The 26,005-nt window shown below is 73.7% G+C and carries 28 protein-coding genes, 1 pseudogene and 1 riboswitch; of the genes and pseudogenes, 13 read left to right on the forward strand and 16 right to left on the reverse strand.

The genetic code is table 11. The features are described from left to right. Positions 1-52: 52 nt before the first annotated feature. Positions 53-1,273: a PEP/pyruvate-binding domain-containing protein gene (locus AB0C33_RS45885; protein ID WP_358300381.1), complete on the reverse strand. Its 1,221-nt coding sequence runs from the start codon at positions 1,271-1,273 to the stop codon at positions 53-55. A gap of 58 nt (positions 1,274-1,331) precedes the next feature. On the opposite strand from AB0C33_RS45885, the gene AB0C33_RS45890 reads away from it, so the two are divergent. Then, the gene (locus tag AB0C33_RS45890) at positions 1,332-1,721 is read left to right on the forward strand and encodes a DNA-binding protein (RefSeq protein ID WP_358300384.1); all 390 of its coding nucleotides are present in this window, start codon (positions 1,332-1,334) and stop codon (positions 1,719-1,721) included. Further along, entirely contained in the window at positions 1,718-2,353 is a 636-nt protein-coding gene (locus tag AB0C33_RS45895) for a transcriptional regulator (RefSeq protein WP_358300387.1), read from the forward strand. Before AB0C33_RS45890 ends, AB0C33_RS45895 begins: the two co-directional genes overlap by 4 nt. Positions 2,354-2,453: 100 nt before the next feature. Here AB0C33_RS45895 and AB0C33_RS45900 read toward each other — a convergent pair whose 3' ends face one another. The 7 genes and pseudogenes from AB0C33_RS45900 to AB0C33_RS45930 all read right to left on the reverse strand — a co-directional run bounded on the left by AB0C33_RS45900 (position 2,454) and on the right by AB0C33_RS45930 (position 9,149). Further along, positions 2,454-3,845 carry an MBL fold metallo-hydrolase gene (locus AB0C33_RS45900; RefSeq protein ID WP_358300390.1) on the reverse strand — a complete coding sequence of 464 codons (1,392 nt, stop codon included), beginning with the start codon at positions 3,843-3,845 and terminating at the stop codon, positions 2,454-2,456. 171 nt (positions 3,846-4,016) lie between these two features. Next, positions 4,017-4,286 (reverse strand): metal-sensitive transcriptional regulator, encoded by a 270-nt coding sequence (locus AB0C33_RS45905; RefSeq protein WP_352328991.1) that lies wholly within the window; start codon positions 4,284-4,286, stop codon positions 4,017-4,019. An 81-nt stretch (positions 4,287-4,367) separates the two neighbouring features. Beyond that, positions 4,368-5,096: a hypothetical protein gene (locus tag AB0C33_RS45910; protein ID WP_358300393.1), complete on the reverse strand. Its 729-nt coding sequence runs from the start codon at positions 5,094-5,096 to the stop codon at positions 4,368-4,370. Further along, entirely contained in the window at positions 5,083-5,595 is a 513-nt protein-coding gene (locus tag AB0C33_RS45915; protein ID WP_358300396.1) for a SigE family RNA polymerase sigma factor, read from the reverse strand. The genes AB0C33_RS45910 and AB0C33_RS45915 overlap by 14 nt, the downstream gene beginning before the upstream one ends. Before the next feature lie 308 nt (positions 5,596-5,903). Beyond that, entirely contained in the window at positions 5,904-8,141 is a 2,238-nt protein-coding gene (locus AB0C33_RS45920) for an Orn/Lys/Arg decarboxylase N-terminal domain-containing protein (protein WP_358300399.1), read from the reverse strand. A 134-nt stretch (positions 8,142-8,275) separates the two neighbouring features. Continuing rightward, positions 8,276-8,602: pseudogene (locus AB0C33_RS45925) on the reverse strand (2'-5' RNA ligase family protein); the annotation flags it as partial. A 40-nt stretch (positions 8,603-8,642) separates the two neighbouring features. Next, positions 8,643-9,149, reverse strand: a complete 507-nt coding sequence (locus AB0C33_RS45930; protein ID WP_358300402.1) for a helix-turn-helix domain-containing protein — start codon at positions 9,147-9,149, stop codon at positions 8,643-8,645. A gap of 94 nt (positions 9,150-9,243) precedes the next feature. On the opposite strand from AB0C33_RS45930, the gene AB0C33_RS45935 reads away from it, so the two are divergent. Continuing rightward, positions 9,244-9,624, forward strand: a complete 381-nt coding sequence (locus AB0C33_RS45935) for a TIGR03618 family F420-dependent PPOX class oxidoreductase (RefSeq protein ID WP_358300405.1) — start codon at positions 9,244-9,246, stop codon at positions 9,622-9,624. Here AB0C33_RS45935 and AB0C33_RS45940 read toward each other — a convergent pair. Continuing rightward, positions 9,593-10,714, reverse strand: a complete 1,122-nt coding sequence (locus tag AB0C33_RS45940) for a hypothetical protein (RefSeq protein ID WP_358300408.1) — start codon at positions 10,712-10,714, stop codon at positions 9,593-9,595. The two genes, AB0C33_RS45935 and AB0C33_RS45940, sit on opposite strands and share 32 nt — an antisense overlap. 120 nt (positions 10,715-10,834) lie before the next feature. Between AB0C33_RS45940 and AB0C33_RS45945 the strand changes: the two genes are divergently transcribed. Together AB0C33_RS45945 and AB0C33_RS45950 are read left to right on the forward strand one after the other, a co-directional pair. Further along, entirely contained in the window at positions 10,835-11,938 is a 1,104-nt protein-coding gene (locus AB0C33_RS45945) for a hypothetical protein (protein WP_358300411.1), read from the forward strand. After that, on the forward strand, positions 11,935-12,564 hold the full coding sequence (locus AB0C33_RS45950) for a response regulator transcription factor (RefSeq protein WP_358300414.1): 630 nt from the start codon (positions 11,935-11,937) through the stop codon (positions 12,562-12,564). Before AB0C33_RS45945 ends, AB0C33_RS45950 begins: the two co-directional genes overlap by 4 nt. Before the next feature lie 31 nt (positions 12,565-12,595). Here AB0C33_RS45950 and AB0C33_RS45955 read toward each other — a convergent pair whose 3' ends face one another. Next, positions 12,596-13,372 carry a class I SAM-dependent methyltransferase gene (locus AB0C33_RS45955; protein ID WP_358300417.1) on the reverse strand — a complete coding sequence of 259 codons (777 nt, stop codon included), beginning with the start codon at positions 13,370-13,372 and terminating at the stop codon, positions 12,596-12,598. Positions 13,373-13,477: 105 nt separating this feature from the next. Here AB0C33_RS45955 and AB0C33_RS45960 point away from each other — a divergent pair, with 105 nt between their 5' ends. Then, positions 13,478-14,020 (forward strand): RICIN domain-containing protein, encoded by a 543-nt coding sequence (locus tag AB0C33_RS45960; protein WP_358300420.1) that lies wholly within the window; start codon positions 13,478-13,480, stop codon positions 14,018-14,020. A 43-nt stretch (positions 14,021-14,063) separates the two neighbouring features. Here AB0C33_RS45960 and AB0C33_RS45965 read toward each other — a convergent pair whose 3' ends face one another. Next, entirely contained in the window at positions 14,064-14,669 is a 606-nt protein-coding gene (locus AB0C33_RS45965) for a TetR/AcrR family transcriptional regulator (protein WP_358300423.1), read from the reverse strand. A gap of 69 nt (positions 14,670-14,738) precedes the next feature. Here AB0C33_RS45965 and AB0C33_RS45970 point away from each other — a divergent pair, with 69 nt between their 5' ends. Beyond that, a complete protein-coding gene (locus tag AB0C33_RS45970) occupies positions 14,739-16,271 on the forward strand; it encodes an FAD-dependent monooxygenase (protein WP_358300425.1) in 1,533 nt (510 codons plus the stop codon). 29 nt (positions 16,272-16,300) lie between these two features. Here the strand turns inward: AB0C33_RS45970 and AB0C33_RS45975 are convergent, their stop codons facing one another. Together AB0C33_RS45975 and AB0C33_RS45980 are read right to left on the reverse strand one after the other, a co-directional pair. Then, complete coding sequence (locus tag AB0C33_RS45975) at positions 16,301-16,621, reverse strand: multidrug efflux SMR transporter (RefSeq protein WP_352360314.1); 321 nt, start codon at positions 16,619-16,621, stop codon at positions 16,301-16,303. 2 nt (positions 16,622-16,623) lie between these two features. Beyond that, positions 16,624-17,271: an NAD(P)H-dependent oxidoreductase gene (locus tag AB0C33_RS45980; RefSeq protein ID WP_358300428.1), complete on the reverse strand. Its 648-nt coding sequence runs from the start codon at positions 17,269-17,271 to the stop codon at positions 16,624-16,626. A gap of 113 nt (positions 17,272-17,384) precedes the next feature. On the opposite strand from AB0C33_RS45980, the gene AB0C33_RS45985 reads away from it, so the two are divergent. Further along, positions 17,385-18,005 carry a helix-turn-helix domain-containing protein gene (locus AB0C33_RS45985; protein ID WP_358300431.1) on the forward strand — a complete coding sequence of 207 codons (621 nt, stop codon included), beginning with the start codon at positions 17,385-17,387 and terminating at the stop codon, positions 18,003-18,005. A 16-nt stretch (positions 18,006-18,021) separates the two neighbouring features. Here AB0C33_RS45985 and AB0C33_RS45990 read toward each other — a convergent pair whose 3' ends face one another. Together AB0C33_RS45990 and AB0C33_RS45995 are read right to left on the reverse strand one after the other, a co-directional pair. Then, positions 18,022-18,180 (reverse strand): hypothetical protein, encoded by a 159-nt coding sequence (locus AB0C33_RS45990; RefSeq protein ID WP_358300434.1) that lies wholly within the window; start codon positions 18,178-18,180, stop codon positions 18,022-18,024. 113 nt (positions 18,181-18,293) lie between these two features. Then, positions 18,294-19,241, reverse strand: coding sequence for an alpha/beta hydrolase (locus AB0C33_RS45995; protein ID WP_358300437.1), 948 nt, complete (start codon positions 19,239-19,241; stop codon positions 18,294-18,296). Between the two features lie 201 nt (positions 19,242-19,442). Further along, a riboswitch (cobalamin riboswitch) is annotated at positions 19,443-19,648 on the forward strand. 128 nt (positions 19,649-19,776) lie between these two features. Here AB0C33_RS45995 and AB0C33_RS46000 point away from each other — a divergent pair. Both AB0C33_RS46000 and AB0C33_RS46005 read left to right on the forward strand, forming a co-directional pair. Further along, on the forward strand, positions 19,777-22,212 hold the full coding sequence (locus AB0C33_RS46000) for a ribonucleoside-diphosphate reductase subunit alpha (protein ID WP_358300440.1): 2,436 nt from the start codon (positions 19,777-19,779) through the stop codon (positions 22,210-22,212). Positions 22,213-22,229: 17 nt separating this feature from the next. Then, positions 22,230-23,225: a ribonucleotide-diphosphate reductase subunit beta gene (locus AB0C33_RS46005; RefSeq protein ID WP_358300443.1), complete on the forward strand. Its 996-nt coding sequence runs from the start codon at positions 22,230-22,232 to the stop codon at positions 23,223-23,225. 57 nt (positions 23,226-23,282) lie between these two features. On the opposite strand, the gene AB0C33_RS46010 is transcribed toward AB0C33_RS46005, so the two are convergent. After that, positions 23,283-23,579 carry a DUF4287 domain-containing protein gene (locus AB0C33_RS46010; protein WP_358300446.1) on the reverse strand — a complete coding sequence of 99 codons (297 nt, stop codon included), beginning with the start codon at positions 23,577-23,579 and terminating at the stop codon, positions 23,283-23,285. A 105-nt stretch (positions 23,580-23,684) separates the two neighbouring features. Between AB0C33_RS46010 and AB0C33_RS46015 the strand changes: the two genes are divergently transcribed. The 3 genes from AB0C33_RS46015 (at position 23,685) to AB0C33_RS46025 (ending at position 25,970) form a co-directional block, all read left to right on the forward strand. Continuing rightward, positions 23,685-24,530: an acyl-CoA thioester hydrolase/BAAT C-terminal domain-containing protein gene (locus AB0C33_RS46015; RefSeq protein WP_358300449.1), complete on the forward strand. Its 846-nt coding sequence runs from the start codon at positions 23,685-23,687 to the stop codon at positions 24,528-24,530. An 82-nt stretch (positions 24,531-24,612) separates the two neighbouring features. Then, the gene (locus tag AB0C33_RS46020) at positions 24,613-25,119 is read left to right on the forward strand and encodes a GNAT family N-acetyltransferase (protein WP_358300452.1); all 507 of its coding nucleotides are present in this window, start codon (positions 24,613-24,615) and stop codon (positions 25,117-25,119) included. A 134-nt stretch (positions 25,120-25,253) separates the two neighbouring features. Beyond that, on the forward strand, positions 25,254-25,970 hold the full coding sequence (locus tag AB0C33_RS46025) for an alpha/beta hydrolase (RefSeq protein ID WP_358300455.1): 717 nt from the start codon (positions 25,254-25,256) through the stop codon (positions 25,968-25,970). Positions 25,971-26,005: the final 35 nt, after the last annotated feature.

Genomic DNA, 26,005 nt, shown 5'->3' on the forward strand with positions numbered 1-26,005 from the left:
AGGTGGTCGGGGAGCGGCGTGTCGCAGGCCGCTCCCCTCTCCTTTCCCAGGGTCAGGTGGCGGTGACGGTACCGGCGGTGCCGTCAACGGTGACGAGCGCGCCGTCCCGGAGCCTGCTGGTCACGTCCGGGACGCCGAGGACGGCGGGGATGGCGTGCTCGCGGGCCACGATCGCGGCGTGCGAGAGCACGCCGCCGGTCTCGGTGACGACGCCGGCGACGATGCGCAGCAGCGGCGTCCACGCCGGGTCGGTGAAGGGGCAGACGAGCACGTCGCCCGGGAGCACGCGGGCGAAGTCGCGCGGCCCGCGCACGATCCGCGCGGTGCCGGTCACGGCTCCGCGGCTGCCCGGCGTCCCGACGAGCGCCCCGGCTGGCACGTCCGCCGCCGGGGCGGGCGGGCCGCCGGGCGGGGGAGCGGCGGTGATCGGGCGGGCCTGCAGGATCCAGACGCGGCCGCCCGCGACGGCCCACTCGACGTCCTGCGGCCCGCCGCGCAGGGCCGCGATCCGCGCGCCCAGCCCGGCCAGCCGCACGGCGGTCGCGTCGTCGATCGCCGCCCGCCCCCGGACGTCGTCGGGCACGTTCCGCACGACGAGCCGCGCGCCCTCCCGGTCGAGGCGGGTGCGTTTGTCGGCCACGGCGCGCACGACCGATCCGTCCGCGGCGACCCGGTAGGAGTCGGGGGTGACCGTGCCGCCCACGACGCTGGGCCCGAGCCCCCACGACGCCTCGATCCCGGTGGGCTCGTCCGGCCCGCCGGGGGTGAACATGACCCCGGACGCCTCGGCGTCCAGGTGGCGCTGGACGACCACGGCCATCGCCGGGCCCTCGCCGGACCGGCGGCCGGCGGCGGCGCGCGGCGAGAACAGCGACGCCCAGCAGGCGCGCACGGCCTCGGCCACCCCGCCCGCGCCGCGCACGGCGAGGAAGCTCTCGTACCGGCCGGCGGCCGAGCTCAGGCCGGTGTCCTCGTCGGCCGCCGACGACCGCACGGCCACGGGCGGGTCGCCGAGCGCGCCGAGCCCCCGAGCCAGCGCCGCGGCCAGCCCGGCGTCGAGCGTGCGTGCCTCGATCGCCCGCCGAGCCGCGGCCAGGTCGTCCGGTCCGGCGGTGTGCCGCCCGAGGTCGAGACCGCGGACCGCGGTGAGATGGGCGGCGAACGGCACCACGAAGCCGTCCGGGACCGGCAGCCCGGCCCGCAGCAGCGCGCCGAGCGCGCCGCCCTTGCCCCCGCAGGTGTCGGCCGCGGCCTCCACAAGGGGTACGATCATCCGCCCGCCCTTCAACAAAATGTTGACGATGTCCCGCCGATTGTGAATCATGGCCCGCATGCAACGCAACCACGACCCCGTCCCGAACGCGGACCAGCTCCACGCCCAGCGCGAGACGGAGGCCCGCCGGCGGCTCATGGCCCTCGGCGCCGACCTGCTCGACCCGCGCCCGTGGCAACCCCCGCCCGTCCCGCCGTCGGCGGTCGACCTGACGCGGTTCGCCGTCTGGCGCAACGCCGGCCTGGAGCCGGAGGACATCCTGGGCGCGCTGGCCCTGCTGCCCGCCGCGCGCGCCGAGGTCGAGGCGATCGAGTCCGCCCTGCTGTTCACCGCCCGCAGCGCCGGGCTGACCTGGGCGCAGATGGCGGAGGCGATGGGGTTCAACTCGCCGCAGGCGTGCCAGCAGCACTACACCCGCCTGACCACCCGTCAGGAGGCCGGCTCATGACCTGGCAGTCCGCGCCCGGCCTGCTGGCGCTGCACGCCGTACGCGTCACCGGCTTCGCCGACACCCCGGTGCTCGCCCGCCGGTACGCGCTCGGCGTGGCCGAGACGGAGGAGGAGCTGCTCGACGCCGAGGCGCGCGGCTGGGTGAGCCGCTCCGAGTTCGCCGGCACCGGCGGCTGGTCGCTCACCGAGACGGGCCGGGCCGAGGACGAGCGGCGCCTGGCCGCCGAGCTCGACCAGGCCGGCGGCGCCGAGGAGGTCCGCGACGTCCACCGCGAGTTCCTCCCGCTGAACGCCCTGCTGCTCAAGGCGTGCACCGACTGGCAGTTGCGCCCGGACGGCCGCGACCGGCTCGCCGCCAACGACCACTCCGACCCCGCCTGGGACGCCCGGATCCTGCACGAGCTCACCGTCGTCGGCCGCGCCCTCCAGCCGCTCGCCGACCGGCTGACCGGCGTCCTGGCCCGGTTCGGCGGGTACGACACGCGTTTCACCGCGGCCCTGGCCCGCGCCCGCAACGGGGAGGGCGCGTGGGTCGACCGCACCGACGTCGACTCCTGTCACCGCGTCTGGTTCGAGCTGCACGAGGACCTGATCTCCACCCTCGGCCTCGACCGCCACGCCGGCTCCTGACCACAGGCGCGCGTCCGGGCGCGGGATGGTGTGGTGCGCGCGGCAGGCCGAGCGGCACGTTGCGGGAGCCCGGGACGTGCGCGGCGGCGAGCTCGCCGGGTCAGTCGTCGGTGATGGTCAGGCCCGCCTCGGCGGCCGCCGCGTAGGCGTCGTCGATGTGCACCATGCGGCGTCCGGCGCGGGCGAGCAGGCTGGTGGCGGCGGCCGCCCGGTAGCCGGAGCCGCAGTGCGTCCACACCGTGCCGGCCGGGACGTCGGCCAGGCGGTGCGGCAGGTCGGGCAGCGGGATGTGGGTGGCGCCCGCGACGTGGCCGGCCCGCCATTCGTTGGTCATGCGCACGTCCAGCACGACGTCCGGAGCGGGCAGGTGGCCGGGCGCGCGCCCGGCGCGGACGGCGGCCAGGTCGGCGAACGTGGCCACCGCCAGCTCGCCCAGCCGGTCGTCGTGGCCGCCGGCCCACTGGCCGGGGTCGCCGGTCGCGGCGGCGGCCGGGCGGTCGACGCCGACGCGGGCCAGTTCGCGCTGGGCGGCGGCGACCTGCGCGGCGTCCTCGCCCAGCAGGGTGATCGGCGTGCCCCACGGGGCCATCCAGGCGAGCCAGGTGGACATCGGGCCGTCCAGGCCGAAGCTGAGCGTGCCGGTCAGGTGGCGGCTGGCGAACGCCTTGCGGGAGCGCAGGTCCACCACCCATTCCCCGGCCGCGATCCGCTTCCCGAGCTCCTCGGGGTCGGCGGTCCGTACGGGGGTGAGGTCGATCGGGCCGCCGCCCTCGGAGTTGCGCGGGCCCATGTGGGCGTAGTAGGCGGGGTAGGCGTCGAGACCGGCGAGGGTCTGGGCGACGAAGTCGTCGGCCTCCAGGCGCAGCGCCGGGTTGGCCTGCCGCTCGCGGCCGATCGTGGAGGCCGGGGCGTCGGCCTGCGTCGCCGAGCAGAAGCTGCCGAAGCCGTGGGTGGGCCACACGTGGGCGCCGTCGGGCAGCAGGTCGGCCAGGCGGTGCGCCGAGGTGTGCTGGCGGTGGGCCAGGTCGTGGGCGTGCTCGGCGCCGAGCAGGTCGGTGCGGCCGGTGGTGCCGAAGAGCAGGGAGCCGCCGGTGAAGACGCCTTCGGGGCCGTCCGGGCCGGTCAGGATGTACGACAGGTGATGGAAGGTGTGGCCGGGCGTGGCCACCGCCTGGACGCTCATGGCGCCGGACAGCGTGACCTGGTCGCCGTCGGAGACCGGCCGGCGGTCGAACCGCACGGTCTCGTCGGCGGCGACCAGGTAGGCGGCGCCGGTCACCCGGGCCAGGGCCAGGCCGCCCGAGACGTAGTCGTTGTGCAGGTGGGTCTCGGCCACGTGGGTGATGCGCACGCCGAGACGTCCGGCCAGGGCGAGGATCCGGTCGATGTCCCGCTGCGGGTCGACGACCAGGGCGACCTGGCCGTCGTGGGCGAGGTAGCTGCGGTCGCCCAGGGAAGAGGTCTCCACCACCTCGATGTGGATCGTGCTCATCTTCTTCGCCGCCTTCGTGTCGTCGCAGTCGCGGTCCGGCCGGTTTCCGGGTCAGGGACCGTCCTACCCATTGATACCCTGGGGGGTATCCGGCAGGTAAAAAGACGGGCAGGCTCGGGCGTACGAGTTCATTCGTCGCCTTCGGCTGCCCGCGGGGAGATCAGTGCTGCATCAGGACAGGGCCAGGAACAGCTTCTCCAGCCGCTCCGGCGTGATGGCCGGCTCCTCGCCGCGCTCGCGCGCCGCCTGGCACTGCTGCAGGCCGGTGGAGATGATCTTGAATCCGGCCCGGTCCAGGGCCTTGGACACCGCCGCGAGCTGGGTCAGCACCCGCTCGCAGTCGTCGCCGTTCTCGATCATGGCGATCACCCCGCCGAGCTGGCCGTGGGCCCGCTTGAGCCGGGTGAGCGCCTCGGCCAGGACGGCCGCGTTCATGTCCATTCGCTCCACCTCCACCGCCAATATACCCCCCGAGGTATGGTGCCGCGCACGTCCGCGGGGGCGCGGTGGAGGCGGAGGCGGTCACGGGTTGGGGGTGAGCCCTTCGGCGATCCTCTTCAGCTCGGCGGACACGGCCGCGGCGTCGCGGAACTCCTCGGCGTACGTCGGGCTGAACATGATCTCGGCCCACTGCTTGTCGCCCATGCGGAGGAAGAGGGTGGGGGTGCCCTTCATGCCGTCCTCGCCGACGTTCTGGACGACCAGGTAGCCGCCGCGGTCGCCGACGGTCACCTCCTCGCCGTCCCCCTCGTCGCGGTAGGCCGCGATCCGGTCGCCGAGCTCCTGGACGGCCCCCTCCTCGTACATGTAGATCTGCACCCGGTAGGAGCCCGGGTCGTCGCCCTCGTAGAAGTAGGCGGTCGTGTACTTGTCGCCGAAGTCCACCGACCAGCCGGACCACTTCAGCCGCTCGGGCAGGTATCCCACCTTGACGTGCCCGAACTTCATCCCGTCGCCCAGGTCGCCGAGGCTCGGCGGTTCCGACGGCTGGGGCGGGGTGTCGTCGATGGCGGGCGGCTCCGGCGTCACGGAGATCGCCACCTGGCTGCCCGTCGCGGTCGTCGTGCTCGCGCCCAGGTACGCCACGGGCGCGGCCACGACCGCCACGGACGCCGACAACGCCGCGATCCGGCCCCTCACCCGCCTGCGCCGGGACCCGCGCACCACCCGTTCCACCAGGTCGGGCGCGGCGTGCAGCCGGGCGGTCTCCTCCGTCATGAGCCGGAGGAGCTCCTCCTCAAGCGTGGGCATTCCTGATCACTCCTTCCACTGTCTCCCGTCCGAGGGCCGAACGGAGTTTGGCCGTCGCCTTCGACGCCTGGCTCTTGACCGTGCCGACCGAGCAACCGAGCACTTCGGCGGCCTGCGCCTCGCTGAGGTCCTCCCAGTACCGCAGGACGATCACCGCGCGCTGCCGGGGCGGCAGGGCGCGCAGCGCGTCCATGAGCACCTGGCGCAGGTCGGTGTCCGTCGCCCGGTCCGGAGTGTCCGGCGGGCTGTGCATCGGGATGATCCTGAGGATCGCCCGGCGGCGGGCCCTGCTGATGGCGGCGTTGACGATGACGCGGCGCACGTACGGCTCGGGGCTGTCGTGGCGGACCCGGTCCCAGTTCCGATAGGTGCGCTCCAGCGCGGTCTGCAGCAGGTCCTCCGCCTCGGCCTCGTCGCCGCAGGCGAGGTAGGCGACCCGTAGCAGGCTCGTGGCGCGTGCGGCCACGAATGCGCCGAAGTCGTGTTCCGTGGCGCTCACGGCTGTCTGTCCGATTTCACGCTTCCTTATACGCCTGGGGGCCGGCGGCGGTTGCCCGCGAGAGCGGGGGAAGGCGGCGGGTGTCGCCCTTGGCACGCCGGCGCCCGCCGCGGCGGCCGATCACGGAACGGTGGACCACCCCCGACGGCAGGGCCTGGTACGCCTCCGCGAACCGGGCACGACCCCGGCCGACAGGGAGGCCTGGCGGCGTGACGGCTCACCCGCCAGGTGGAGCGAGTCGATCGACGGGAGACCGTGCGGCTGTCCACCGAGCCGGCCAGGGGCCACGTGGGGCCCTTCGGGGGCCGTCAGTCGCGGAGGACCTCCACCCAGTAGCGGCCCTCGCCGTCGCGGTGGGCGCCGTGGATGTCGGTGGCCAGGTCGGGGAAGGTCCGGTCGAAGTCCTCCAGGGCGCGCAGGTAGTGCATCAGCGGGCCGTCGGCCGCGCCGGTCGCCTCGCCCGGCATCAGCATGGGGATCCCGGGCGGGGTGACCACCACGGTCGCCGCCACCACCCGCCCGGCCAGCCGGGCCAGCGGGACCCGCTCGGTACGGGAGCGGATCATGGCCTGGTAGACGTCGGCGGGCGTGGAGACCGGCTCCGGCAGCGCGGTGAAGACCTGGTCGAGCAGCGCGCCCACGCCCGAGTCGCGCAGCTTGGCGTGCACCTCGCCGCAGAACGCCCGCAACGACACGCCGGACGGCCCGAACCCGGGCAGCACGTCCGCCAGCGCCCTGTCGTCGTCGTAGGCGTTCTTGAAGTCGGTGAGCGCGTCGATCAGCGTGCCCCACTTGCCCTTGGTGATGCCCATCGAGAACAGCACCAGCAGGGTGTGGTCGCCGGTCTTCTCCACCACGATGCCGCGCCGCTGCAGGTAGGCGGCCACGACCTTGGCCGGGATGCCCCACTCCAGCGTGCCCTCGGCCGCGTCCGCGCCGGGGCAGGTGATCGTCACCTTGACCGGGTCGAGCAGGGCGTAGTCGTCGCGCATGCCGTCGAAGCCGTGCCAGGCGGCGCCGGGCTCCAGCACCCAGCAGCGCGGCTCCGAGCTCAGCAGCGCCGGGTCGGCGTCGGCGAAGGGCACGGCCCGGCCGGTCTGCGGGTCGAGCACCGAGGGCGGCTGCCAGAGGCCGAAGAACCAGCCGGGCCGCCGGCCGTCCTCGCGGATGCGGGCGGCCAGCCGGGTCATCGCCTGCCGGAACCGGACCGCCTCGACGATCGCCTCGCCGGTCAGGAACGACCCGGAGGGGCCGTCCATCATCGCCGCGGCCACGTCGAGGGAGGCGATCATCGGGTACAGCGGCGAGGTCGAGGCGTGCATCAGGTACGTCTCGTTGAACGCGTCGAAGTCGACCGGCGCCCGCGGCGCGGGCCGGACGTGCAACATCGCCGCCTGCGACAACGCGGCCAGCAACTTGTGCGTGGACTGCGTGGCGAACACGGTGGGACGCCCCGGGCCGGGCAGCGTGCGCTCGTCGACCGACATGGCGTACCGGCGGGAGTAGAGCGGGTTGAACCGGCCGTAGGCGAACCACGCCTCGTCGAAGTGCAGCCGCGGCACGGTGGCGCCCAGCAGCTCGGCGACCCGGACCGCGTCGTAGCAGACGCCGTCGTAGGTGGAGTTCGTGACGACCGCGTACGCGGGGTCGCCCGCCGCGAGCGGATGGCCGGCCACCCGCGCCCGGACGGCGGACGCCTCCAGCGCGGCGGCCGGGATCGGCCCGGCCAGCCCCAGCCCGTTGCGCTCGGGAACCAGGTAGACCGGCCGCGCGCCGCTGATGGCCAGCGCGTGCTGGATCGACTTGTGGCAGTTGCGGTCGACCAGGACGGTGTCGTCGCGGGCGATCGCGTGGTGCCCGACGATGCGGTTGGCGGTGGAGTTGCCGTTGACCACGAAGAACGTGCGCTCGGCGCCGAAGACGCGGGCCGCGTTGTGCTCGGCCTCGCCGATCGGGCCGGTGTGGTCGAGCGGCGAGCCCAGCTCCCCGACGGAGATCGACAGGTCGGTGCGCAGCAGCCGCTCGCCGTAGAAGTCGAAGAACGCCCGGCCCACGGGCGACTTCAGGAACGCCACGCCGCCCGCGTGCGCCGGGGTGTGCCAGGAGTAGGGGTGGTGGTCCTCCAGGTGCAGCAGGGCGCGGAAGAACGGCGGGAGGATCTGGTCGGCGTACTGGTCGGCGGCGTGCGCGATGCGCCCGGCGATGAACTGCGGGGTGTCCTCCAGCGGGAAGACGTAACCCTGGATGACCTCGTACACCCACAGCGGCAGCTCCTGGTCCTGGGTGATCAGGAAGACCGGCAGGCCGCGGAAGCGCTTGGCCACCGCGGCCAGCAGGTCCTCGGCGCCGGGCGCGTCCCAGGCCGCCAGGATCGCGGTGAGCGAGGCGTCGGACCCGACCACCGCCAGGGCGTCGGCCGTGCGGCGGGTCCAGCGCACCTGGAGGCCGAGTTCGCCCATCTCGGCGCACACCCGGCGGATCTGCTCGGCGAGCGCCGAGTCGGCGTCGGGGTGTTCGGTGACGGCGGCCAGAACCGTTCGCTCCATACGGCACTCCGTGATCGATCAGGGACGGGAATCTCCCCTGATCGTAACGCCAAGGAATGGCAAAGACACGGTGAGTGACGAAACCCTGTCGAGCGCTCAGGAGTGCCGTCCGAGCGCGAAGATCCGGTCCGCGTGCCAGCGGCGACCGCCTCCGTCAGCTCCCGGAACGGCCGCTCGGGGTCGGGGGAGAGGTAGAGGTAGAGCACCCCGGGGAACCTGCCGCATCCGGTGAACCGCACGTCGAAGGCGGGATGCGCGCCGATCAGCCGGTCGAGCGCCCCCTCGTCGAGACGGTAGCGATCGAGGAACGGGTAGAGGATCGTCACGTGCGCGGGGACGCCGTCGGCGGCGACGGCGTCCAGCCGGGAGCGCCAGGGGCCGACCAGCGGCTCCGCTTCGGGGATCGCGACCACGAGCGCCGTTCCGCCGGCTCGGTACGGGCCCGGTTCCGTGGGAGGCATGACTCAGGCTCCCAGGCCGTCCGTGGCGCCGGCCACCGATTTACCCGGGCCTGCCGGTCGCGCCGGGGCCGGGCGGCAGATCGACTTCATCCGGGACGACAGCCGCGCCGGGACCGGGCAGCAGGTCGACGTCGCCGGCGTGCATCGGCGCGCCGCAGTGGGCGCAGCGCAGCTCCACGGCGCTGATCTCGCCGCAGGCGTGGTGGCGGTAGAGCACGGGCGGCCCGGCCTGGCCGGCGAGCCACCGGTCACCCCATCCGGCCATGACCATGAGCAGGTCGACCAGCTCGGCGCCCTTGGCCGTCAGGTGGTATTCGTGGCGCGGCCGCCGGTCGTAGGGGCGGCGTTCGAGGACGCCGTGGTCGACGAGGTGGGCGAGCCGTTCGGTCAGCACCTTGCGGGAGATGCCGAGATCGGCCTGGAGCTGGTCGAACCGCCGTACTCCGGCCCACACGTCCCGCAGGATCAGCGGCGACCACGGCTCGCCGATCACGTCGAGGGTGCGGGCGATGGAGCAGGCCATCTCCGCGAAGTTCGTGCGCTGCATGGGCCCCACCCTACCTCTCGGGGTTCCCTTAAGGAACTCTCGGTGCTACGGTTACAGAGTCTCCTCAAGGAACCCCAGAACCCGGAGAGAACCCATGAAACTCGACCCCGACGTGCGCGGCGTGCTCGACGGCACCCCGATCGCCCATCTCGCCACCGTCCTGCCCGACGGCGCCCCCCATTCCGTCCCGGTCTGGATCGGCACGCACGGCGACCATGTCGCCGTCCTCACCGGCCCGCGCTCCCGCAAGGCGCTCAACCTGCGGCGCGACCCGCGGGTCGCGCTCTCCCTGACGCCGCCCGGCGACCCGTTCCGGCCGGTGCTCGTCCGGGGCAGGGTCGTGGAGTGGGTCGAGGGCGAGGCGGGCTGGGAGATCGTCGACCGGATCGCCGCGAAGTACATCGGCGGCCCCTACTCGCGCGCGGAGGAACGGGTCGTCCTGCTCATCGAGCCCGACCGGCAGAGCGCGGGCTGACCTCCGCCGTGGGATGCGGGCTCGCCCGGCGGCGCCGGTGGTAGCAGACGGCGGCGGTGGCCAGCGCGGCGCCCCACACCGGCCAGAAGCACTCCGGCAGCCAGGCTCCCCACTCCTCCAGGGCGAACCGGCCGGCCACGGTCCAGCGGATGTAGGTGAGCCCGGCCACCGTGACGATGATCGAGACGAACCCGGCCGGGACGACCGCCAGCAGCGGCGGCACCCGCCGGCCGCGCAGCCCCGGGATCCACCGCGGGAACACCTCGCCCCACCGCTGGACCAGCCCGAGGGTCAGCACGCCGCCCAGCGCCCCGAACGTCGCCAGGTACGCCCCCGCCAGCCACAGCCCGTCCTCGCCCGCGGCCAGGAACTCCGTGCTCACGCCGAGCGGGATGCCCAGCGCCCAGGCCCACCGGGTGGCGCAGTAGACCAGCGGCACCGCGACCGCCACGTACACCGCGATCCGCCCGCGCGCCGGGGTGAACCAGTTCCCGCGCCCGCGCCCGTGGTCCCGCGCGGCGGCGGCCAGCAGCAGACCGCCCAGCACGCACACGAGCTGGTTGAGCACCGGCCACGGCCAGGCGTCGGCGAACGTCGCGCCGCCCAGCCCCCAGCCGAACAGGGGCGCTACCAGGAGCAACGGCGTGTAGGCGACGCCCATCATCAGCCGCGAGTCGGGAACCACCAGCACCAGCAGCACGGCGATCGGCCAGGCCAGCAGGACCGGCACCCGCCCCCACACCCCCTTCGCCGGGCGCTCACCACCCCGGGGGCTCGTCCCGGGGTGGTGCGGCGGTCCGGGTAGGAGCGGCGGAGGGTCGTTCGGTCCGGGGTCGTTCGCCGGGTGGGCGTCGTCGCGGCGGGTCAGGGCCAGTGCCGTCGCGGCCACCAGGGCCGAGAACGCCGCGATCCACCAGCCGAACGGCGGCGCCGTGCCGGCCAGGATCGACAGCGCCCCGTCGGGGTCGGGATCGTCGGCCCCCCAGGGGTAACCGGGCGCCCCGAGCGCCCACGCCGCGCCGAGCAGGCCGTAGGCGACCGCCCACAGCGCCGCCGCGTAACCGTACCGGCCGGAAGCGAAGATCGTCATGCCCACGAGCCTTCCAGCGCGGGCGCACGGCGGGCAGATGCCGTTCGGCACCTCCCGCGGGCCGCGGCAGTGCCGTTCGGCACGTGGGGGCGCGCGGCGCGGGCGCATATCGTGTCCCGGATGAACGTGCTGTGGATGGTCGCCGCCGCGCTGCCGGCGGCGGTCGCCGTCGCCGTGGCGGCGATCGGGTTGTTCCTGGCTGGGAGCAGGGCCGGGAGCAGGGCCGGGAGCAGGGCCGGGAGCAGGGCCGGGAGCAGGGCCGGGTGGCTCGCCTGGCTGGTCCTGCCGGCCGCGGGCGCGTCCCTGGCGGTCACGGTCCTGTGGCGGGCCGCCGGGGGGCCGTCCACGCCGGGCGTCGGCGCGCTGGGCATGGCCGAGAGCGCGGCGCTGACGGTCGCGGCCGGGCTGGTCGTCCGGTACGCGCCGGTCCGCCGGGCCGTGCCCGCGGCGCTGCTGGCGGGGCTCGCCGCGGCCACCTGGCTGCCGCGGGTCTTCACGCCGGCCTCCGCGCTGGAGGCGGTGGGGGCGTGCGCGTTCTGGGGGGCGGGCGTGCTGGCGGGCGCCGCCGTGGGCGCCTACCTGCGCCTGCTCGACGTCCGGCAGCGGCGCGCGGTGGCCGACACCCGCACCGTCCTGCGGCTGCGGCTGGCCGGCGACCTGCACGACTTCCTCGCCCACGACATCGGCGAGATGGTCGCGCACGCCCAGGCGGGCGCCGTCGCGGGCGATCCGCTGCGGGCCCTGCGACGCGTCGAGGCGGCCGGTCAACGGGCCCTGTCCACGCTCGACCGCACGCTCGACATGCTCCACCACGACCGGCCCCTCGGCCCGTCCGGCGACCTGGACGGCGTCGCCGAGGCCGCCGCGCGCTTCTCCGCCGCCGGATCCGCGCACGTCGGCGTGCGGATCGACCGCGCGGCGGCCGTCCCGGCGGAGACGGCGGCGCTGGCCTACCGGATCGTGATCGAAGGGCTGACCAACATCCGGCGGCACGCGCCGCGGGCCGGCCGCGTCGAGCTGTCCGTCACGACGCCGGGCGACGTCCTGGAGATCACCCTGACCAACGACGGGACGTCCGGCGTGGCGGGCCGCCGGCGCGGTGGCTCGGGCCTGCCCGGCCTGGCCGCGCTCGTCGCCGAACAAGGGGGCGAGCTGGTCGCGGGGGCCGTGCCGGACGGGTGGTCGCTGGCGGCGCGGCTGCCGCTGCGACAATCTCCCGGGTGAGCATCCGCATCCTCGTCGCCGACGACCAGGAGGGCATCCGCGACGCCTTCCGCCTGATCCTGGACGCCCAGCCCGACCTGAGCGTGGTGGCCGAGGCGGCCGACGGCCGCACCGCGATCGACACCGCCCTCGCCGTCCGGCCGGACGTGGTCCTCGCCGACATCCGCATGCCCGGCGCCGACGGCATCGAGGTGACCCGCGCCCTGGCCGGCACCGGCATCCACGTGGTGGTCGTCACCACGTTCGGGCTGGAGGAGTACGTCCAGGCGGCGCTCAAGCACGGCGCGGCCGGGTTCGTGCTGAAACGTTCGGGGCCCGCGCTGCTCGTGGAGGCCGTCCGGGCGGCGGTGAACGGCGACATGCTCATCAGCCCCCAGCTCACCGTCCGGCTGCTGCGCGGCAGCGGCCCGGAACGGGAGGTCTCGGACGTGGTGCTGACCGAGCGGGAGGACGAGATCGTGGCCCTGGTGGCTCGGGGGCGGACCAACGCGGAGATCGCCGCCGAGCTCTTCCTGTCCCCGGGGACGGTGAAGAACCATGTCGCCGCGGTCCAGCGCAAGATCGGCGCGAGGAACCGCGTGATGATCGCGGGATGGGCGTGGGCGACCGGCAGGGCCCAGCCGTGACGGGGTGCGCCCGTCCGTGCCGTGCCGCCGGTCAGGGGAGGTGGCGGGCCAGGTAGAGGGCCGTCTCGACGTTCAGGGCGACCTGCTCGCCGAGCGTGTCGAGGAGCGTGCCGAACAGGTTCTCGCGCACGTCCTCGGCCAGGATGCGGTAGGACGACTGGGTGGACAGCAGGGCGACGTAGTCGGCGGCCGAGACCGTGCGTCCCGACCGGTAGAGGCGGGTGCCGAGGTCGCCGAACTCGGGCGGCAGCCCCATCTCCCGGGCCCACTCGCGGGCCCCGGCCTCCTCGCCGATGGGCCTGCCGATCGGGCCGGTGTTGGGCCTGATGTGCGGGGCGAACCGCTCGTGCGCGGCCAGCAGCCGCGCGGTCACCCCGTCGTCGGCGGGCCAGTCGACGTTCCAGAACAGGGCGAGCCCGCCGCCCGGGGCCAGCGCCGCGGCGGCCCGCTGCCAGCGCACCTCCTTGTCGACCCAGTGCCACGCCTGGGCGCAGTACAGCAGGCCGAACGCCCGCTGCGGGACGTACTCCTCGAACGCCGAGACGGTGACCGTCACGTTCGGCCGGTCGGCGGTCCGCCGGGCCAGCACGGCGGCCATGGCCGGATCCGGCTCGGTGGCCACGACCTCGACGCCGGTCGCCGCGAACAGCTCCGTCGCCTTCCCCGTGCCCGCGCCCACCTCCAGCGCGGGCCCTCCGGCGTAGGCCAGCACGTCCGCGGCCAGCTCGGCCGGGTAGCCGGGCCGGACCCTGTCGTACTCGTCGGCGACCTCGCCGAAGACCCTTCCTTGAATCCGTTGTGTTGTCATGTGCACGATCCTCATTCATGATCGTCCAGGCGCACAACCCCGCCGGCGCACATTGAGTACGCGCTACTCAGGCCGTACGAGCCCCGCGGCCGCAGGCTTGGCCGCATGAAGAGACACCTCCTTCGCCCGGCGGCCGTCGCCGCCCCGCTGCTCGTCCTCGCCCTCACCGCCGCCCCGGCGCCCGCGTCGGCCTCGTCCGTCTGGGCCGCCTCCAACGTCCAGCTCGTCAACCGGCAGACCGGCAAGTGCCTGACCATCGCCGGGGGCGTCAGCACGGAGAACAACGTGCACGCCGTCCAGTACGACTGCGACAGCCACCCCTCCCGCCGCTGGGACGTGTGGGGCTACTCCAGCGCGGCCCTGCAGGTCAGGAACCGCCAGACCGGCAAGTGCCTGACCATCGCCGGCGGCGTCAGCACCGAGAACAACGTCGTCGCCCTCCAGTACACCTGCGACACCCACCCCTCGCGCTACTGGGCGCTCGGCAACCGCGTCGGCCAGTACGTCGAGTTCCGCAACGTGCAGACCGCCAAATGCCTGACCATCGCCGGCGGGGTCAGCACCGCCAACAACCTGGAGGCCGTCCAGTACACCTGTGACGGGCACCCGTCCAGGTTCTGGGAGATCCGCGACTACTACGGGAGCTGACCCGCTCGCCGCCACGGGGAGGCCGTCCCCTGGTGGCCGCCGGTCAGCCGGGGGGTGCGCCCAGCAGGGGCAGCCACACCTCGTCCACGATCTCGGCGATCGACTCCTCCGGCACCCGGCGCATCGTGACGAGCATGTCGTGCCGGAGCAGGTCCAGCGGCAGGTTCACCACCCTGGACGAACGCGGCACGTCGGGCAGCTCGCCGCGCTCGACCGCCCGGCCCACGATGGTCTCGAACGCGGTCGCCCGGCCGGGCGGCAGCAGGGTGTCGCGCAGCTCGGTGAGGCTGGTGCCGGCCTCCCGGAAGTAGTCGGCGAGCTGCACGCTCATCAGCGTCAGCATGCCCGCGCGGTCGTCGCCGGCGTTGCGCAGGAACCCGACGGCGTCCTCGCGCAGGCTGCCGGTGTCGGGCACGTCGATCAGCCGCCAGAACTTGGCGAGGGTGGCCAGCAGCAGGTCGTCGCGCCGGGGCCAGCGCCGGTAGAGCACCGGGCGGCTGGTGCCGGCGCGGGCGGCGACGGCCTCGAAGGTGAAGCCGTGGTAGCCGTGCTCGACCAGCACCTGCCAGGCGGCGTCGAGGATCGCCTCCTCCAGCGCGGGGCCGCGACGGCGGGACGCGCCGCCGGGGGCAGGGTGCTTGAGATTCACTTGCGTATCTTATCCCCGCGCCCTACGGTGGCCGGAATTAGATACAGCCCTGTACCCAAAGGACCGTCCATGATGTTCGACGTCATCGTCGTCGGCGCCGGGCCCGCCGGCCTCTTCCTCGCCTGCGAGCTGCGCCTGGCCGGCGTGCGGCCGCTGGTGCTGGAACGACGGCCGGAGCCCGACCTGTCGGACAAGGCCCACGGCCTGGCCGGGCAGGTCGTCCGGCTGCTGGACCACCGCGGCCTGTTCGAACGCTGCGGCGGCCGGGGCGTCCCGGCGCCGGCGCCGGGCCACTTCTTCGGCGGGATGCCGTTGCCGCTGCACACGCTCGGCGAGGCCAACCCGATGTACCTCCTGCCCTGCGACCAGCGCGACCTCGAACGGGTGCTCGCCGCGCGCGCGGCCGAACTGGGCGCGGAGGTGCGGCGCGGCCAGGAGGTGATCTCCTTCGGCCAGGACGCCGACCGGGTCGAGGTCGTGACCCGCGGCCCCGGCGGCGCCGAAACCACCCTCACCGCCCGCTACCTGGTCGGCTGCGACGGCGGCCACAGCATGGTCAGGAAGGCGGCGGGCATCGGCTTCCCCGGCGTCAGCGACGACCACGTCGTGGACCGCTCGGCCCTCATCGGCCCGAGCGAGCACGTCCGGATCCTGCCCGGCGGGCGCGTCCTGATCGAGGGGCTCGGCGAGATCCCCGCCCACTTCCACCGCACCGATCGCGGCGTCTTCACCCTCCTGGCCCACGACCCGCGGCGGCCGCTGATCAACACCGCCGAGTGGGAGGAGCGTCCGGCGGGCGGCTTCCCGGGGCCGGGCGCACCGATGACGCTGGCCGAGATGGAGAAGAGCGTCGAACGCGTCCTCGGGGTGCGCCTGCCGCTGAGCCCGCCGCCCGAGGGAGCGCCGGTCATGCTGCGCCGGCTGTGCGGGCGCAACACCCGGCTCGCCGACCGCTACCGCGCCGGACGCGTCTTCATCGCCGGCGACGCCGCCCAGGTGAGCCACGGGCCCACCCTGAACCTGGCGCTCCAGGACGCCGCCAACCTGGCCTGGAAGCTCGCCGCCACGCTCCGGGGGCAGGCCCCGGAAGGGCTCCTGGACAGCTACGAGAGCGAGCGCCGCGCGTGCGCGGGACGCGTGGTCACCCAGACCCTGGCCGCGACCGCCCTGCTGGCGCCCGGCGCCGAGGTCACCGCGCTACGACGGCTGTTCGCCGAGCTCCTGGGCCGTACGGAGAACCTGCGCATGATCGCCGAGCTGATGGCGGGCGGCGACGTCCGCCACGACATGGGGGAGGAGCGGCCCGCCGGGCCCACCGGCTGGTTCGCGCCGTCCCTGACGCTGACCACCGGCGACGGGCGGCCGCGGCGCCTGGCCGAGCTGATGCGCGACGCCCGCCCCCTGCTCCTGGACCTGACCGGCGGCGACGCCCTGGCCGCCGCCGCCGCGCCCTGGCTCGGCCGGGTGCGCCACGTGGCCGCCACCGCCACCGCCGCCACCGCCCCGGCGCTGCTCGTCCGGCCCGACGGCTACGTCGCCTGGGCGGGCGCGGGCCCCGACGGCCTCAGGGCCGCCCTCGCCCGCTGGTTCGGCCCGAGCTGAGCCCGGCCGTCCGTCCGGACGGGGAGGGGTCACTCCGGGCTGGTGAGGCGGGCCAGCACGATGCCGCCGACGATCAGCGCCAGCGCCGCCATCCGGCCGATCGACATCGGGTCCTTGTGCACGACGACGCCCAGGGCGATCGCGCCGACCGCCCCGATGCCGGTGAAGACCGCGTACGCGGTGCCGACCGGCAGGGTCTTCATCGAGTACGACAGCAGCCAGACCGCGGCCACCATGAGGACGAAGCAGATCAGCGTGGGCAGCGGCCTGGTGAAGCCCTGGGTGGGCTTGATGCTCTGCGCCCAGGCGATCTCGACCAGCCCGGCCAGCCCGAGGATGAGCCAGTTCATCGTCAGAACTCCTTCCCCAGGTCGCGGGCGCCGCGCAGCGCGGCGGCGTACAGCTCGTCGTGCTGGGCGCGCAGGTGGAAGAGGCCGGGGTCGACGCGGGAGTTGGCCAGCTCGGCGGCGACGACGGTGGTGTCCTCGACGGCGAAGTGGCCGGCGAAGAAGTCACGCAGGTAGCGCTCCTGGTAGTCGAACCTGGCCTTGGGGGCGCCGGGCGAGTAGGCCCCGCCGCGCGCGGTGGTGACCACGAAACGCCGCCCGGCCAGGGACATCTTGGGGAAGGTCACCTGGTCGAGCCAGGCCTTGAGCGCCGACGGGATCGAGTAGTTGTACATCGGGGTGGCGATCAGCACCACGTCCGCGGCCACCAGCTGCGACAGCAGCGGCTCGACGATCGCCCACGCGGCCGCCTGCTCCGGGGTGCGGGCGGCCTCGTGGTAGCGGGAGATGTCGGTGATCTGGTTGGCCATGACGTAGTCGCACAGCTCGGTCCAGGCCTCCCCGATGTGCGGCACCGGCTCGGCGGCCAGGTCGCGGTGGACGTAGGTGCCCTCGGGGTGGGCGGACCGCCACGCCTCGGCGAAGGCGTCGCCGAGCTCGCGGCTGATCGAACGGCGTCGGGCGCTGGCGTCCAGGTGCAGCAGAACGGTCATGGGAGGGGCTCCTCGAAATAAGTGGACATGACGTCCGTTTTGCGGTCGAGGTGACCGTAGCAACTAAGCGGGCACGTTGTCCACTTATGTCGGGGTGGGTTAGAGTCGCCGCCATGGAGTCCCGTACCGAGTTGCTGACCGGGCGTCCCGTGGCGGAGGCGGGCCGCCCGCGTGAGCGCGCCGACGCCGCCCGCAACCGCGCCAAGGTGCTCGCCGCCGCGGCCGAGCTGTTCGCCACCCGCGACCCGCGCGGCGTGACCATGGACGACATCGCCAAGGCCGCCGGCGTCGGGCGGGGCACGCTCTACCGCCGCTATCCCGACACCGTCTCGATCGCGCAGGCCCTGCTGGACGAGCACGAGCGCGAGCTGCAGGAACGCCTGCTGCGCGGCGACCCGCCGCTCGGCCCCGGCGCGCCCCCCGCCGACCGGCTCGCCGCCTTCTACGCCGCGATGGTCGACCTGCTGGACGAGCACATCTCGCTCGTCCTGGGCGCCGAGCAGGGCGCGTTGCGCTACGCCACCGGCGCCTACGGGTTCTGGCGGGCGCACGTGCGGGTGCTGCTGGCCGAGGCGGGCGTCCCGGAGACCGAGGCGCTGGCCGACATCCTCCTCGCCCCGCTGGGTCCCGACGTCTACGCCGAGCAGCGCAGGCGCGGGCTCACCCCCGAGCAGATCACCGCCGCCCTGGCCCGGCTGGCGCACGGCATCGTCGCCCGGGACGCCGGGCGCTGACCGCGCCGGCGGCGGCTCACCCCCAGGCCGCCGCCTTGTCGTACGGGTCGACGTTCCCGAAGGCCATCCCGACGATCTCCTCGACGTCGTCGTCGCCGTAGGTCCCGGGCAGGGCGAGCCCGATCTCGACGTCCAGGAGCTCGTAACGCTGGTGATGCCAGCAGGCGGACAGCACGGTCGCGTAGAGCTCCGCCGGCGTGGCCGCGGGGTGACACCCCGAATCATGAAGCAGAACCCGGTGCCGCGCGAGGGGCCGGCCCGTCCTCGCCTGGCCGCTCCGGTCGCGGGTTACGCGGTGAGGGCGTCGCGGAGGAAGCTCAGGATGTCCGCCCGCGCGTCCTCGGCCTGGGGGGCCAGCACCGGCATGCTGAGGAAGGCGTGCCCGGCCTCGGGGTACTCGGCCAGGCGGGCGGGGGTGCCGGCGGCCTGCAGCGCCTCGGCGTAGCGGCGGCCGTGGTCGGCGATCGGGTCGTGGGTCGGCACCGCCACGAGCGCCGGGGCCAGTCCGCCCAGGTCGCCGGCGTGCAGCGGGGAGAGTGCGCGGGCGTCCGTCCCCTCGGGCACGGCGAGCCGGTGGAACAGCCGCAGCACCGGCACGCTGAGCGTCGGGGTGTCGGCGTACTGGGTCGTCGACGGGTGGTCGAACATCGTCCCGGCCACCTCCACGGCGGGGTTGACCAGCACCTGGGCCTTCAGGGGCAGACCGGCGTCGCGGGCCCTGATCGCCGCCAGGGCGCAGATCAGGCCGCCGCAGCTCTCGCCGAACAGGACGGCCCGCGCCGGGTCGACGCCCCACTGCGCGGCGTGCTCCAGCACGTGTCGGAGCACGTCCCAGCCGTCGTCGGCGGCGGCGGCCAGCGGCGTGTGCCAGTCGAGCAGGCGGTGGTCCACCGAGACGACGACGGCGGGCAGGTGGGCGGCGAGGTGGCTGTTGACCCAGTCGCTCTGCGGCGCCGTGCCGACGAAGCCGCCTCCGTGCACGTGCAGCACGAGCGGCAGGACGTCCCCCGGCTCGGCCGCTCGGGGCCGGTGGACCCGGACGCGGATGTCGCGGCCGGGCAGCGCCACCGTCCGCCAGTCGACGGCGGCGCCGGGATCCGGCCGGCCGGTGATCGCCTGTGCCTCGACGGAGGCGCGCAGCCGGTTCTCCGCCTCGACGTAGGCGGCCAGTTCGGCGGGGGTGACGGTGTCCCAGTCCGGCGTGACCGGACGGCGGCCGGTGGAGGTCTCGCTCATGGTGGTCTCCTCAGGTTTTCGCTACTTGAAGTATCGATACCTAAGGTAGCGAAAACTAGGCAGGGCCGGTCTATGACGTCGATCACATGTCGGTCCGCCCGTGAGGCCCGCGAGGAGCGGCTCCGCGGCGGGTGGCCGGATCGGAGCGGGGGTTCTTCGCAACACGAGATGTTGGGTGTGACTTTTTGATCCGCCCTATATATGGTGTCTCCCGCAGCCGGTTCGGTCGCCCCGCCAGGGCGGCCGAGGCAAGAGGGAACCCGGTGGGAATCCGGGACTGCCCCGCAGCGGTGAGTGGGAACGACCGCCGTCAGACGCACTGGGCCGAAGGCCCGGGAAGCGACGGCCAGTAGGCAGCGACAGCATGCCCATGAGTCCGAAGACCTGCCGGCGCGCCGCGCGCGATCATGCGCGCGCGGCTGGTCCGAGGCCGCGCGGGACGGTGGACGGCACCGGCGAGAGGGCTGTGGCGCCTCGCCGTCCGCCTCCTGCGCGCGTTCTCGGCCACTGACCGAGTTCACGAGGGGAGAGCGCAGTGACGGTCACAGGGGACCCGATGACGGACCTGGCCGGGACGGCGCGGGCGGACGCCGACAGGTCCGCGCCGCGGCGCGTCCAGATGCAGGTGCGCAAGCGCAACGGCACCGCGGAGCCGGTCGACGTCAACAAGATCGTACGTGCGGTGGAGCACTGGGCGACCGATCTGACGGACATCGACCCGATGCGGGTGGCCACCAAGACGATCAGCGGCCTCTACGACGGGGCCACCACCGCCGAGCTGGACCGGCTGTCCATCCAGACGGCCGCCGAGATGATCGGCGAGGAGCCGCAGTACTCGCGCCTGGCCGCGCGGCTGCTGTCGGGCTACATCGACAAGGAGGTCCGCGGGCAGGGCGTGGCCTCCTTCAGCCAGGCGATCCGGCTGGGCCACGCCGAGGGGCTCATCGGCGACGAGACCGCCGAGTTCGTCAACGCCAACGCCCGCAAGCTCGACGACGCCATCGACGTCACCGCCGACCTGCGGTTCGAGTACTTCGGGCTGCGCACGGTCTATGACCGTTACCTGCTGCGCCACCCGTCCACCCGGCTGGTGGTGGAGACGCCGCAGTACTGGCTGCTGCGCGTGGCCTGCGGGCTGGCCGAGACGCCCGCCGAGGCGGTCGGCTTCTACCGGCTCATGTCGTCGCTGGCCTATCTGCCCAGCTCGCCGACGCTGTTCAACTCCGGCACCCGGCACACCCAGATGTCCTCCTGCTATCTGGTCGACTCGCCCCGTGACGAGATCGGCTCCATCTACGACCGTTACGCCCAGGTGGCGCAGCTGTCGAAGTTCGCCGGCGGGATCGGCATCTCCTGGTCGCGGGTGCGCTCCCGGGGCGCGCTGATCCGCGGCACGAACGGGCACTCCAACGGCATCGTCCCGTGGCTGCGCACGCTCGACGCGTCCGTGGCCGCCGTCAACCAGGGCGGCCGGCGCAAGGGCGCGGCCTGCGTCTACCTGGAGCCCTGGCACCCGGACGTCGAGGAGTTCCTGGAACTGCGCGACAACACCGGCGAGGACGCCCGCCGCACCCACAACCTCAACCTGGCCAACTGGATCCCCGACGAGTTCATGCGCCGGGTCGAGGCCGACGGCACCTGGTCGCTGTTCGACCCCGACGAGGTCCCCGAGCTGCCCGACCTGTGGGGCGAGGCGTTCGAGGAGGCCTACCGCGCCGCCGAGCGCGACGGCCGGTACGTCCGGCAGGTCAAGGCCCGCGACCTGTACGCCAAGATGATGCGCACCCTGGCCCAGACCGGCAACGGCTGGATGACCTTCAAGGACGCCGCCAACCGCCTGTGCAACCAGGCGGCCGAGCCCGGCAACGTCGTGCACCTGTCCAACCTGTGCACCGAGATCGTCGAGGTGTCCAGCGACGCCGAGACCGCGGTCTGCAACCTGGGCTCGGTCAACCTCGCCGCCCACCTGGCGGGCACGGGCCCCGGCGGCGACATCGACTGCGGCATCGACTGGGAGCGGCTGCGCGCCACCGTCCGCACCGCGGTCACCTTCCTCGACCGGGTGATCGACATCAACTACTACCCGAGCGAGCAGGCCGCGGCCAGCAACCCGCGCTGGCGCCCGGTCGGCCTCGGCGTGATGGGCCTGCAGGACGTCTTCTTCGCCCTGCGCCTGCCGTTCGACTCGGCCGAGGCCAAGGAGCTGTCCACCCGGATCGCCGAGGAGATCTACCTGTCGGCGCTGGAGACCTCCGCCGGCCTGGCCGAGCGCTTCGGCGCCCACCCCGCCTACGACCAGACGTGGGCGGCCCGCGGCCGGCTCCAGCACGACCTGTGGGGTCAGAGCGGCACCCAGGCCGGGCGCTGGGACGCGGTGCGCGAGCGCATCGCCGCCCACGGCCTGCGCAACTCGCTGCTGATCGCGATCGCGCCGACCGCCACCATCGCCTCGATCGTCGGCTGCTACGAGTGCATCGAGCCGCAGGTGTCCAACCTGTTCAAGCGCGAGACGCTGAGCGGGGAGTTCCTGCAGATCAACAACGCGCTGGTGGCCGAGCTGAAGTCGCGCGGCCTGTGGAACGACCGCGTCCGGGCGGCCATCAAGCAGGCCGAGGGCTCGGTGCAGGGCATCGCCGAGCTGCCGGAGGACGTGCGCCGGCTGTTCCGCACCGCCTGGGAGCTGCCGCAGCGGGCGCTGATCGACATGGCCGCCGCGCGCTCGCCGTTCATCGACCAGAGCCAGTCGCTCAACCTGTTCATGAGCGCGCCGACGATCGACAAGCTCTCCTCGATGTACCTGTACGCCTGGAAGTCCGGCCTGAAGACCACCTACTACCTGCGCTCGCGCCCGGCCACCCGCATCCAGCAGGCCACCGTGCCCCTCGCGCCCCCCGCGCCCCTCGCGAACAAGTCCGAGGAGGCCCTGGTGTGCTCCCTGGAGAACCCCGAGTCGTGCGAAGCCTGCCAGTGACCCCCGAGGAGAATCCGATGTTGCTCGACCCGGGCATGAGCCTGACCCTGCGGCCCATGCGCTACCCCCTGTTCTTCGACCGCTACCGCGACGCGATCAAGAACACCTGGACGGTCGAGGAGGTGGACCTGCACTCCGACCTGAACGACCTGCCCAAGCTGTCGGCGGCCGAGCGCCACCTGGTCAGCCGTCTGGTCGCCTTCTTCGCCACCGGCGACACGATCGTGGCCAACAACCTGGTGCTCAACCTCTACCAGCACGTCAACGCCCCCGAGGCGCGCCTGTACCTGAGCAGGCAGCTGTTCGAGGAGGCGGTGCACGTCCAGTTCTACCTGAACCTGCTGGACACCTACGTGCCGGACGAGGAGGAGCGGTTCGCGGCGTTCGCGGCGGTGGAGAACATCCCCTCCATCCGGCGCAAGGCCGAGTTCTGCTTCCGCTGGATCGACTCCATCGGCAGCCTCCAGCGGCTGGAGACCCGCGAGGACCGGCGGGCGTTCCTGCTCAACCTGATCTGCTTCGCCGCCTGCATCGAGGGCCTGTTCTTCTACGGCGCGTTCGCCTACGTCTACTTCCTGCGCTCGCGCGGCCTGCTGAACGGGCTGGCCTCGGGCACCAACTGGGTCTTCCGCGACGAGTCCATGCACATGGCCTTCGCCTTCGACGTGGTGGACGTCGTCCGGCAGGAGGAGCCGGACCTCTTCGACGAGGAGATGGCGAGCCAGGTCAGGGAGATGCTGGCCGAGGCGGTCGACTGCGAGGCGCAGTTCGCCGAGGACCTGCTCGGGCAGGGCGTGCCGGGCATGTCGTCCGCGGACATGCGCTCGTACCTGGAGCACGTGGCCGACCGGCGGCTGGCCCAGCTCGGCATCGAGCCGCTGTACGGGTCGAAGAACCCGTTCGCGTTCATGGAGCTGCAGGACGTGCAGGAGTTGTCGAACTTCTTCGAGCGGCGGGTGTCGGCGTACCAGGTGGGGGTGACCGGCTCGGTCAGCTTCGACGCCGACTTCTGACCCTTACAGATCTACAACGTAAAGCCGCCCGGCGGGGGTTCGCCCCCGCCGCGCGGGTCAGGCAGGCTCCGGGCGGTTGTCCTTGCCGTCCAGCCAGAGGACGTCGGACTCGTCGCGGTGGGAACCGGTGGCGCCGACGTGCTTGGCGTCGATCCGCGGACCCTTCTTGATCACGTGGACGAGGGCCATGGCGTGGCCGCGTCCGAGGTCGTAGTCCTGTTTGAGCCAGTCGATGATCGTCCCGGCCTTGGTGGACGGGGCGTCGAAGCCGCGTTCCTCGGCCAGGGCGATGAACTCACGGGGGGTCAGTCCGGTCTTGCCTTCGATGTTGTCCAGGTAAGCCTGGAAGGACATGGTGTTCTCCGCTCGTCATGGGGTGTTGCGGCCATGATGCACCATTTCGGTGGGTGCGCCGTCTCAGTAGAATGCCGTTCCGCCGAGGGCCGAGGGGTGACGGTGATGGACGAGCGCGAACTGAGCCGCCCGTGGGAAGGCGTCCTGGTCACACCGGGCCCGGCCGTCCGCACGGGCGTGCTCGTGCTGGCGGGGTCGAGCGGGCGGATCGAACGGGACAGGGCCCGCCTGCTGGCCGCGGAGGGGGTGACCGCGCTGTCGATCCGCTGGTTCGGCGGGCCGGGGCAGCCGCCGGGCATCTGTGAGATCCCGCTGGAGACGTTCGTGTCGGCCGTCGATCTGCTGGAGTCCACCGGCGTCCGGCGGGTCTGCGTGCTGGGCATGTCGAAGGGGGCCGAGGCCGCGCTGCTGACCGCCGTCCGGGATCGGCGGATCGGCGGGGTGGTGGCGCTGTCGCCGACCTCGCTCGTGTGGGGCAACGTCGGGCCGGGGCCGGACGGGGAGAGACGTCCCTACCGGTCGTCCTGGACGTGGGAGGGGCGGCCGCTGCCGTTCGTCCCGTACGACGACGACTGGGCCGAGGCCGAGCCCGAGCACGGTCCGCTGGCCCTGCGCGAGCTGTACGAGCTCAGCCAGCGCACGTTCGCCGATCTGTTGCCGGCCGCGGAGATCCCGATCGAGGCGGCGGCGGCCGACGTGCTGCTGGTGGCGGGCGGGGATGACGCCATGTGGCCGTCCCTGCCGTTCGCCCGGCGGCTGGCCGCCCGGCGTCGTGCCGCCGGCCGCCCGGTGCGGGTGGTCAGCCGGGCCGAGGCCGGTCATCGTCCGCGCCTGCCGGGGGAGGGGCCCGCCCCCGGGTCGCCGGACTTCCTCTACGGGGGCGACCCGGTCGCCGACGCCGGGCTCGGAGCCGACGCCTGGCCGCACATCCTCGACCTGCTGCGCGGCTGACGCCCGCGGGTCCCCTGTGGTGATCGTCTTCTGGTAGTTTGTACCTTCCGGCCGGATGTTGCATCTGGCCGAGAGTGCTTGTATGAGCATTTCTCCGGTAATTGTGCGGCCCGTCGAGGCCGCGGACCATCCCACCGTCGAACGCCTCTGGCTCATGTTCCGCCACGACATGGCGGACTTCCAGGGCGGGCTCCCCAACCCCGACGGCACCTACCACGGCGACCGCCTGCGCACCGCCCTCGATGACGACGACTGGACGGCCTACCTGTTCACCAGCGTAGACCGGCCGGTCGGGTTCGCGTTCGTGCGTGCGGCGGCCGGTCCGGTCCGGGTGCTGAACAGCTTCTTCGTGGTCCGCGGCGCCCGCCGGTCCGGGATCGGGCTGCGGGTCGTCCGGGACGTGATCTCCCGGCATCCGGGGCCGTGGCGGATCGCCTTCCAGGACGCCAACGCGGCGGGCGTGGCGTTCTGGCGGCGCGTCGCGACCGAGTTCGCCGGCGAGGCGTGGACGGAGGAGCGCCGGCCCGTCCCGAACCGCCCGGACGTCCCGCCGGACGTGTGGATCTCCTTCACCGCAGCCGAAATCTGATGGTGTGGTACGTTTTCGCCACGCATTCGAACTGAGGGGGTGAGACCGATCAACGTTGTGACAGGTCGGGGCTCCCTCACGCGCATCGCCTAGGGAGCGCCCGCACGAGGCATCCCGAAAGGCTCAAGACGCGCATGCGTTTTCTCTCCCGGACGTCGGCCGACGGCGTCATCGAACGATCCTTCGCCCTCGGCGAGGTCCCCGGCGTCCTGTGGACCCCGCAGGGCGCCGAACCTCGCGGCCTGGTCCTCATCGGGCACGGCGGCGGGCAGCACAAGCAGGCCCCGGGCGTCGTGGGACGCGCGCACCGGCTGGCGGCCGAACGCGGCTTCGCGGCGGCGGCCATCGACGCGCCGGCCCACGGCGACCGGCCCAGAAGCGCCGAACACGAGCGGATCATCGCCGCGATGCGGGAGCGCATGGCCGGCGCGGGCGACCCCACCCCGCTGCTGGCCGAGCTGCACACGCTGCTGGCCGCCCAGATCGTGCCGGAGTGGCGGTCGGTCCTGGACGCGCTCGGCGACCAGGGGCCGGTGGGTTACTGGGGCGTGTCGCTGGGCTGCGCCCTGGGGATCCCGCTGGTGGCCGCCGAGCCGCGGATCGGCGCGGCGGTCCTGGGGCTGAGCGGCACCTCGCCGGCCTCGGCCCAAACCGCCGCCGGGATCACCGTCCCGGTGCGGTTCCTGCTGCAGTGGGACGACGAACGGGTGCCGCGGGCCGAGGCCCTGGCCCTGTTCGACGCCCTGGCCTCGGCCGAGAAGACCCTGCACGCCAACCCCGGCGGGCACGCGGACGTGCCGGACTTCGAGATCGACAGCGCCCTGCGCTTCCTCGCCGACCGGCTGGCCTGAGGCCGCCGCCGGCCGGGAGGCCGTCCCGGCCGGCG

The organism is Nonomuraea sp. NPDC048881, from assembly GCF_040649795.1.
Classification (GTDB): Bacteria; Actinomycetota; Actinomycetes; order Streptosporangiales; family Streptosporangiaceae; genus Nonomuraea.

Excerpts from the sequence above, each read along its gene's own strand:
- AB0C33_RS45885 (WP_358300381.1), bottom strand. The coding sequence starts at position 1,273 with ATGATCGTACCCCTTGTGGAGGCCGCGGCCGACACCTGCGGGGGCAAG.
- AB0C33_RS45890 (WP_358300384.1), top strand. The coding sequence starts at position 1,332 with ATGCAACGCAACCACGACCCCGTCCCGAACGCGGACCAGCTCCACGCC.
- AB0C33_RS45895 (WP_358300387.1), top strand. The coding sequence starts at position 1,718 with ATGACCTGGCAGTCCGCGCCCGGCCTGCTGGCGCTGCACGCCGTACGC.
- AB0C33_RS45900 (WP_358300390.1), bottom strand. The coding sequence starts at position 3,845 with ATGAGCACGATCCACATCGAGGTGGTGGAGACCTCTTCCCTGGGCGAC.
- AB0C33_RS45905 (WP_352328991.1), bottom strand. The coding sequence starts at position 4,286 with ATGGACATGAACGCGGCCGTCCTGGCCGAGGCGCTCACCCGGCTCAAG.
- AB0C33_RS45910 (WP_358300393.1), bottom strand. The coding sequence starts at position 5,096 with ATGCCCACGCTTGAGGAGGAGCTCCTCCGGCTCATGACGGAGGAGACC.
- AB0C33_RS45920 (WP_358300399.1), bottom strand. The coding sequence starts at position 8,141 with ATGGAGCGAACGGTTCTGGCCGCCGTCACCGAACACCCCGACGCCGAC.
- AB0C33_RS45930 (WP_358300402.1), bottom strand. The coding sequence starts at position 9,149 with ATGCAGCGCACGAACTTCGCGGAGATGGCCTGCTCCATCGCCCGCACC.
- AB0C33_RS45935 (WP_358300405.1), top strand. The coding sequence starts at position 9,244 with ATGAAACTCGACCCCGACGTGCGCGGCGTGCTCGACGGCACCCCGATC.
- AB0C33_RS45940 (WP_358300408.1), bottom strand. The coding sequence starts at position 10,714 with ATGACGATCTTCGCTTCCGGCCGGTACGGTTACGCGGCGGCGCTGTGG.
- AB0C33_RS45945 (WP_358300411.1), top strand. The coding sequence starts at position 10,835 with ATGAACGTGCTGTGGATGGTCGCCGCCGCGCTGCCGGCGGCGGTCGCC.
- AB0C33_RS45955 (WP_358300417.1), bottom strand. The coding sequence starts at position 13,372 with ATGACAACACAACGGATTCAAGGAAGGGTCTTCGGCGAGGTCGCCGAC.
- AB0C33_RS45960 (WP_358300420.1), top strand. The coding sequence starts at position 13,478 with ATGAAGAGACACCTCCTTCGCCCGGCGGCCGTCGCCGCCCCGCTGCTC.
- AB0C33_RS45970 (WP_358300425.1), top strand. The coding sequence starts at position 14,739 with ATGATGTTCGACGTCATCGTCGTCGGCGCCGGGCCCGCCGGCCTCTTC.
- AB0C33_RS45975 (WP_352360314.1), bottom strand. The coding sequence starts at position 16,621 with ATGAACTGGCTCATCCTCGGGCTGGCCGGGCTGGTCGAGATCGCCTGG.
- AB0C33_RS45980 (WP_358300428.1), bottom strand. The coding sequence starts at position 17,271 with ATGACCGTTCTGCTGCACCTGGACGCCAGCGCCCGACGCCGTTCGATC.
- AB0C33_RS45985 (WP_358300431.1), top strand. The coding sequence starts at position 17,385 with ATGGAGTCCCGTACCGAGTTGCTGACCGGGCGTCCCGTGGCGGAGGCG.
- AB0C33_RS45995 (WP_358300437.1), bottom strand. The coding sequence starts at position 19,241 with ATGAGCGAGACCTCCACCGGCCGCCGTCCGGTCACGCCGGACTGGGAC.
- AB0C33_RS46005 (WP_358300443.1), top strand. The coding sequence starts at position 22,230 with ATGTTGCTCGACCCGGGCATGAGCCTGACCCTGCGGCCCATGCGCTAC.
- AB0C33_RS46010 (WP_358300446.1), bottom strand. The coding sequence starts at position 23,579 with ATGTCCTTCCAGGCTTACCTGGACAACATCGAAGGCAAGACCGGACTG.
- AB0C33_RS46015 (WP_358300449.1), top strand. The coding sequence starts at position 23,685 with ATGGACGAGCGCGAACTGAGCCGCCCGTGGGAAGGCGTCCTGGTCACA.
- AB0C33_RS46020 (WP_358300452.1), top strand. The coding sequence starts at position 24,613 with ATGAGCATTTCTCCGGTAATTGTGCGGCCCGTCGAGGCCGCGGACCAT.
- AB0C33_RS46025 (WP_358300455.1), top strand. The coding sequence starts at position 25,254 with ATGCGTTTTCTCTCCCGGACGTCGGCCGACGGCGTCATCGAACGATCC.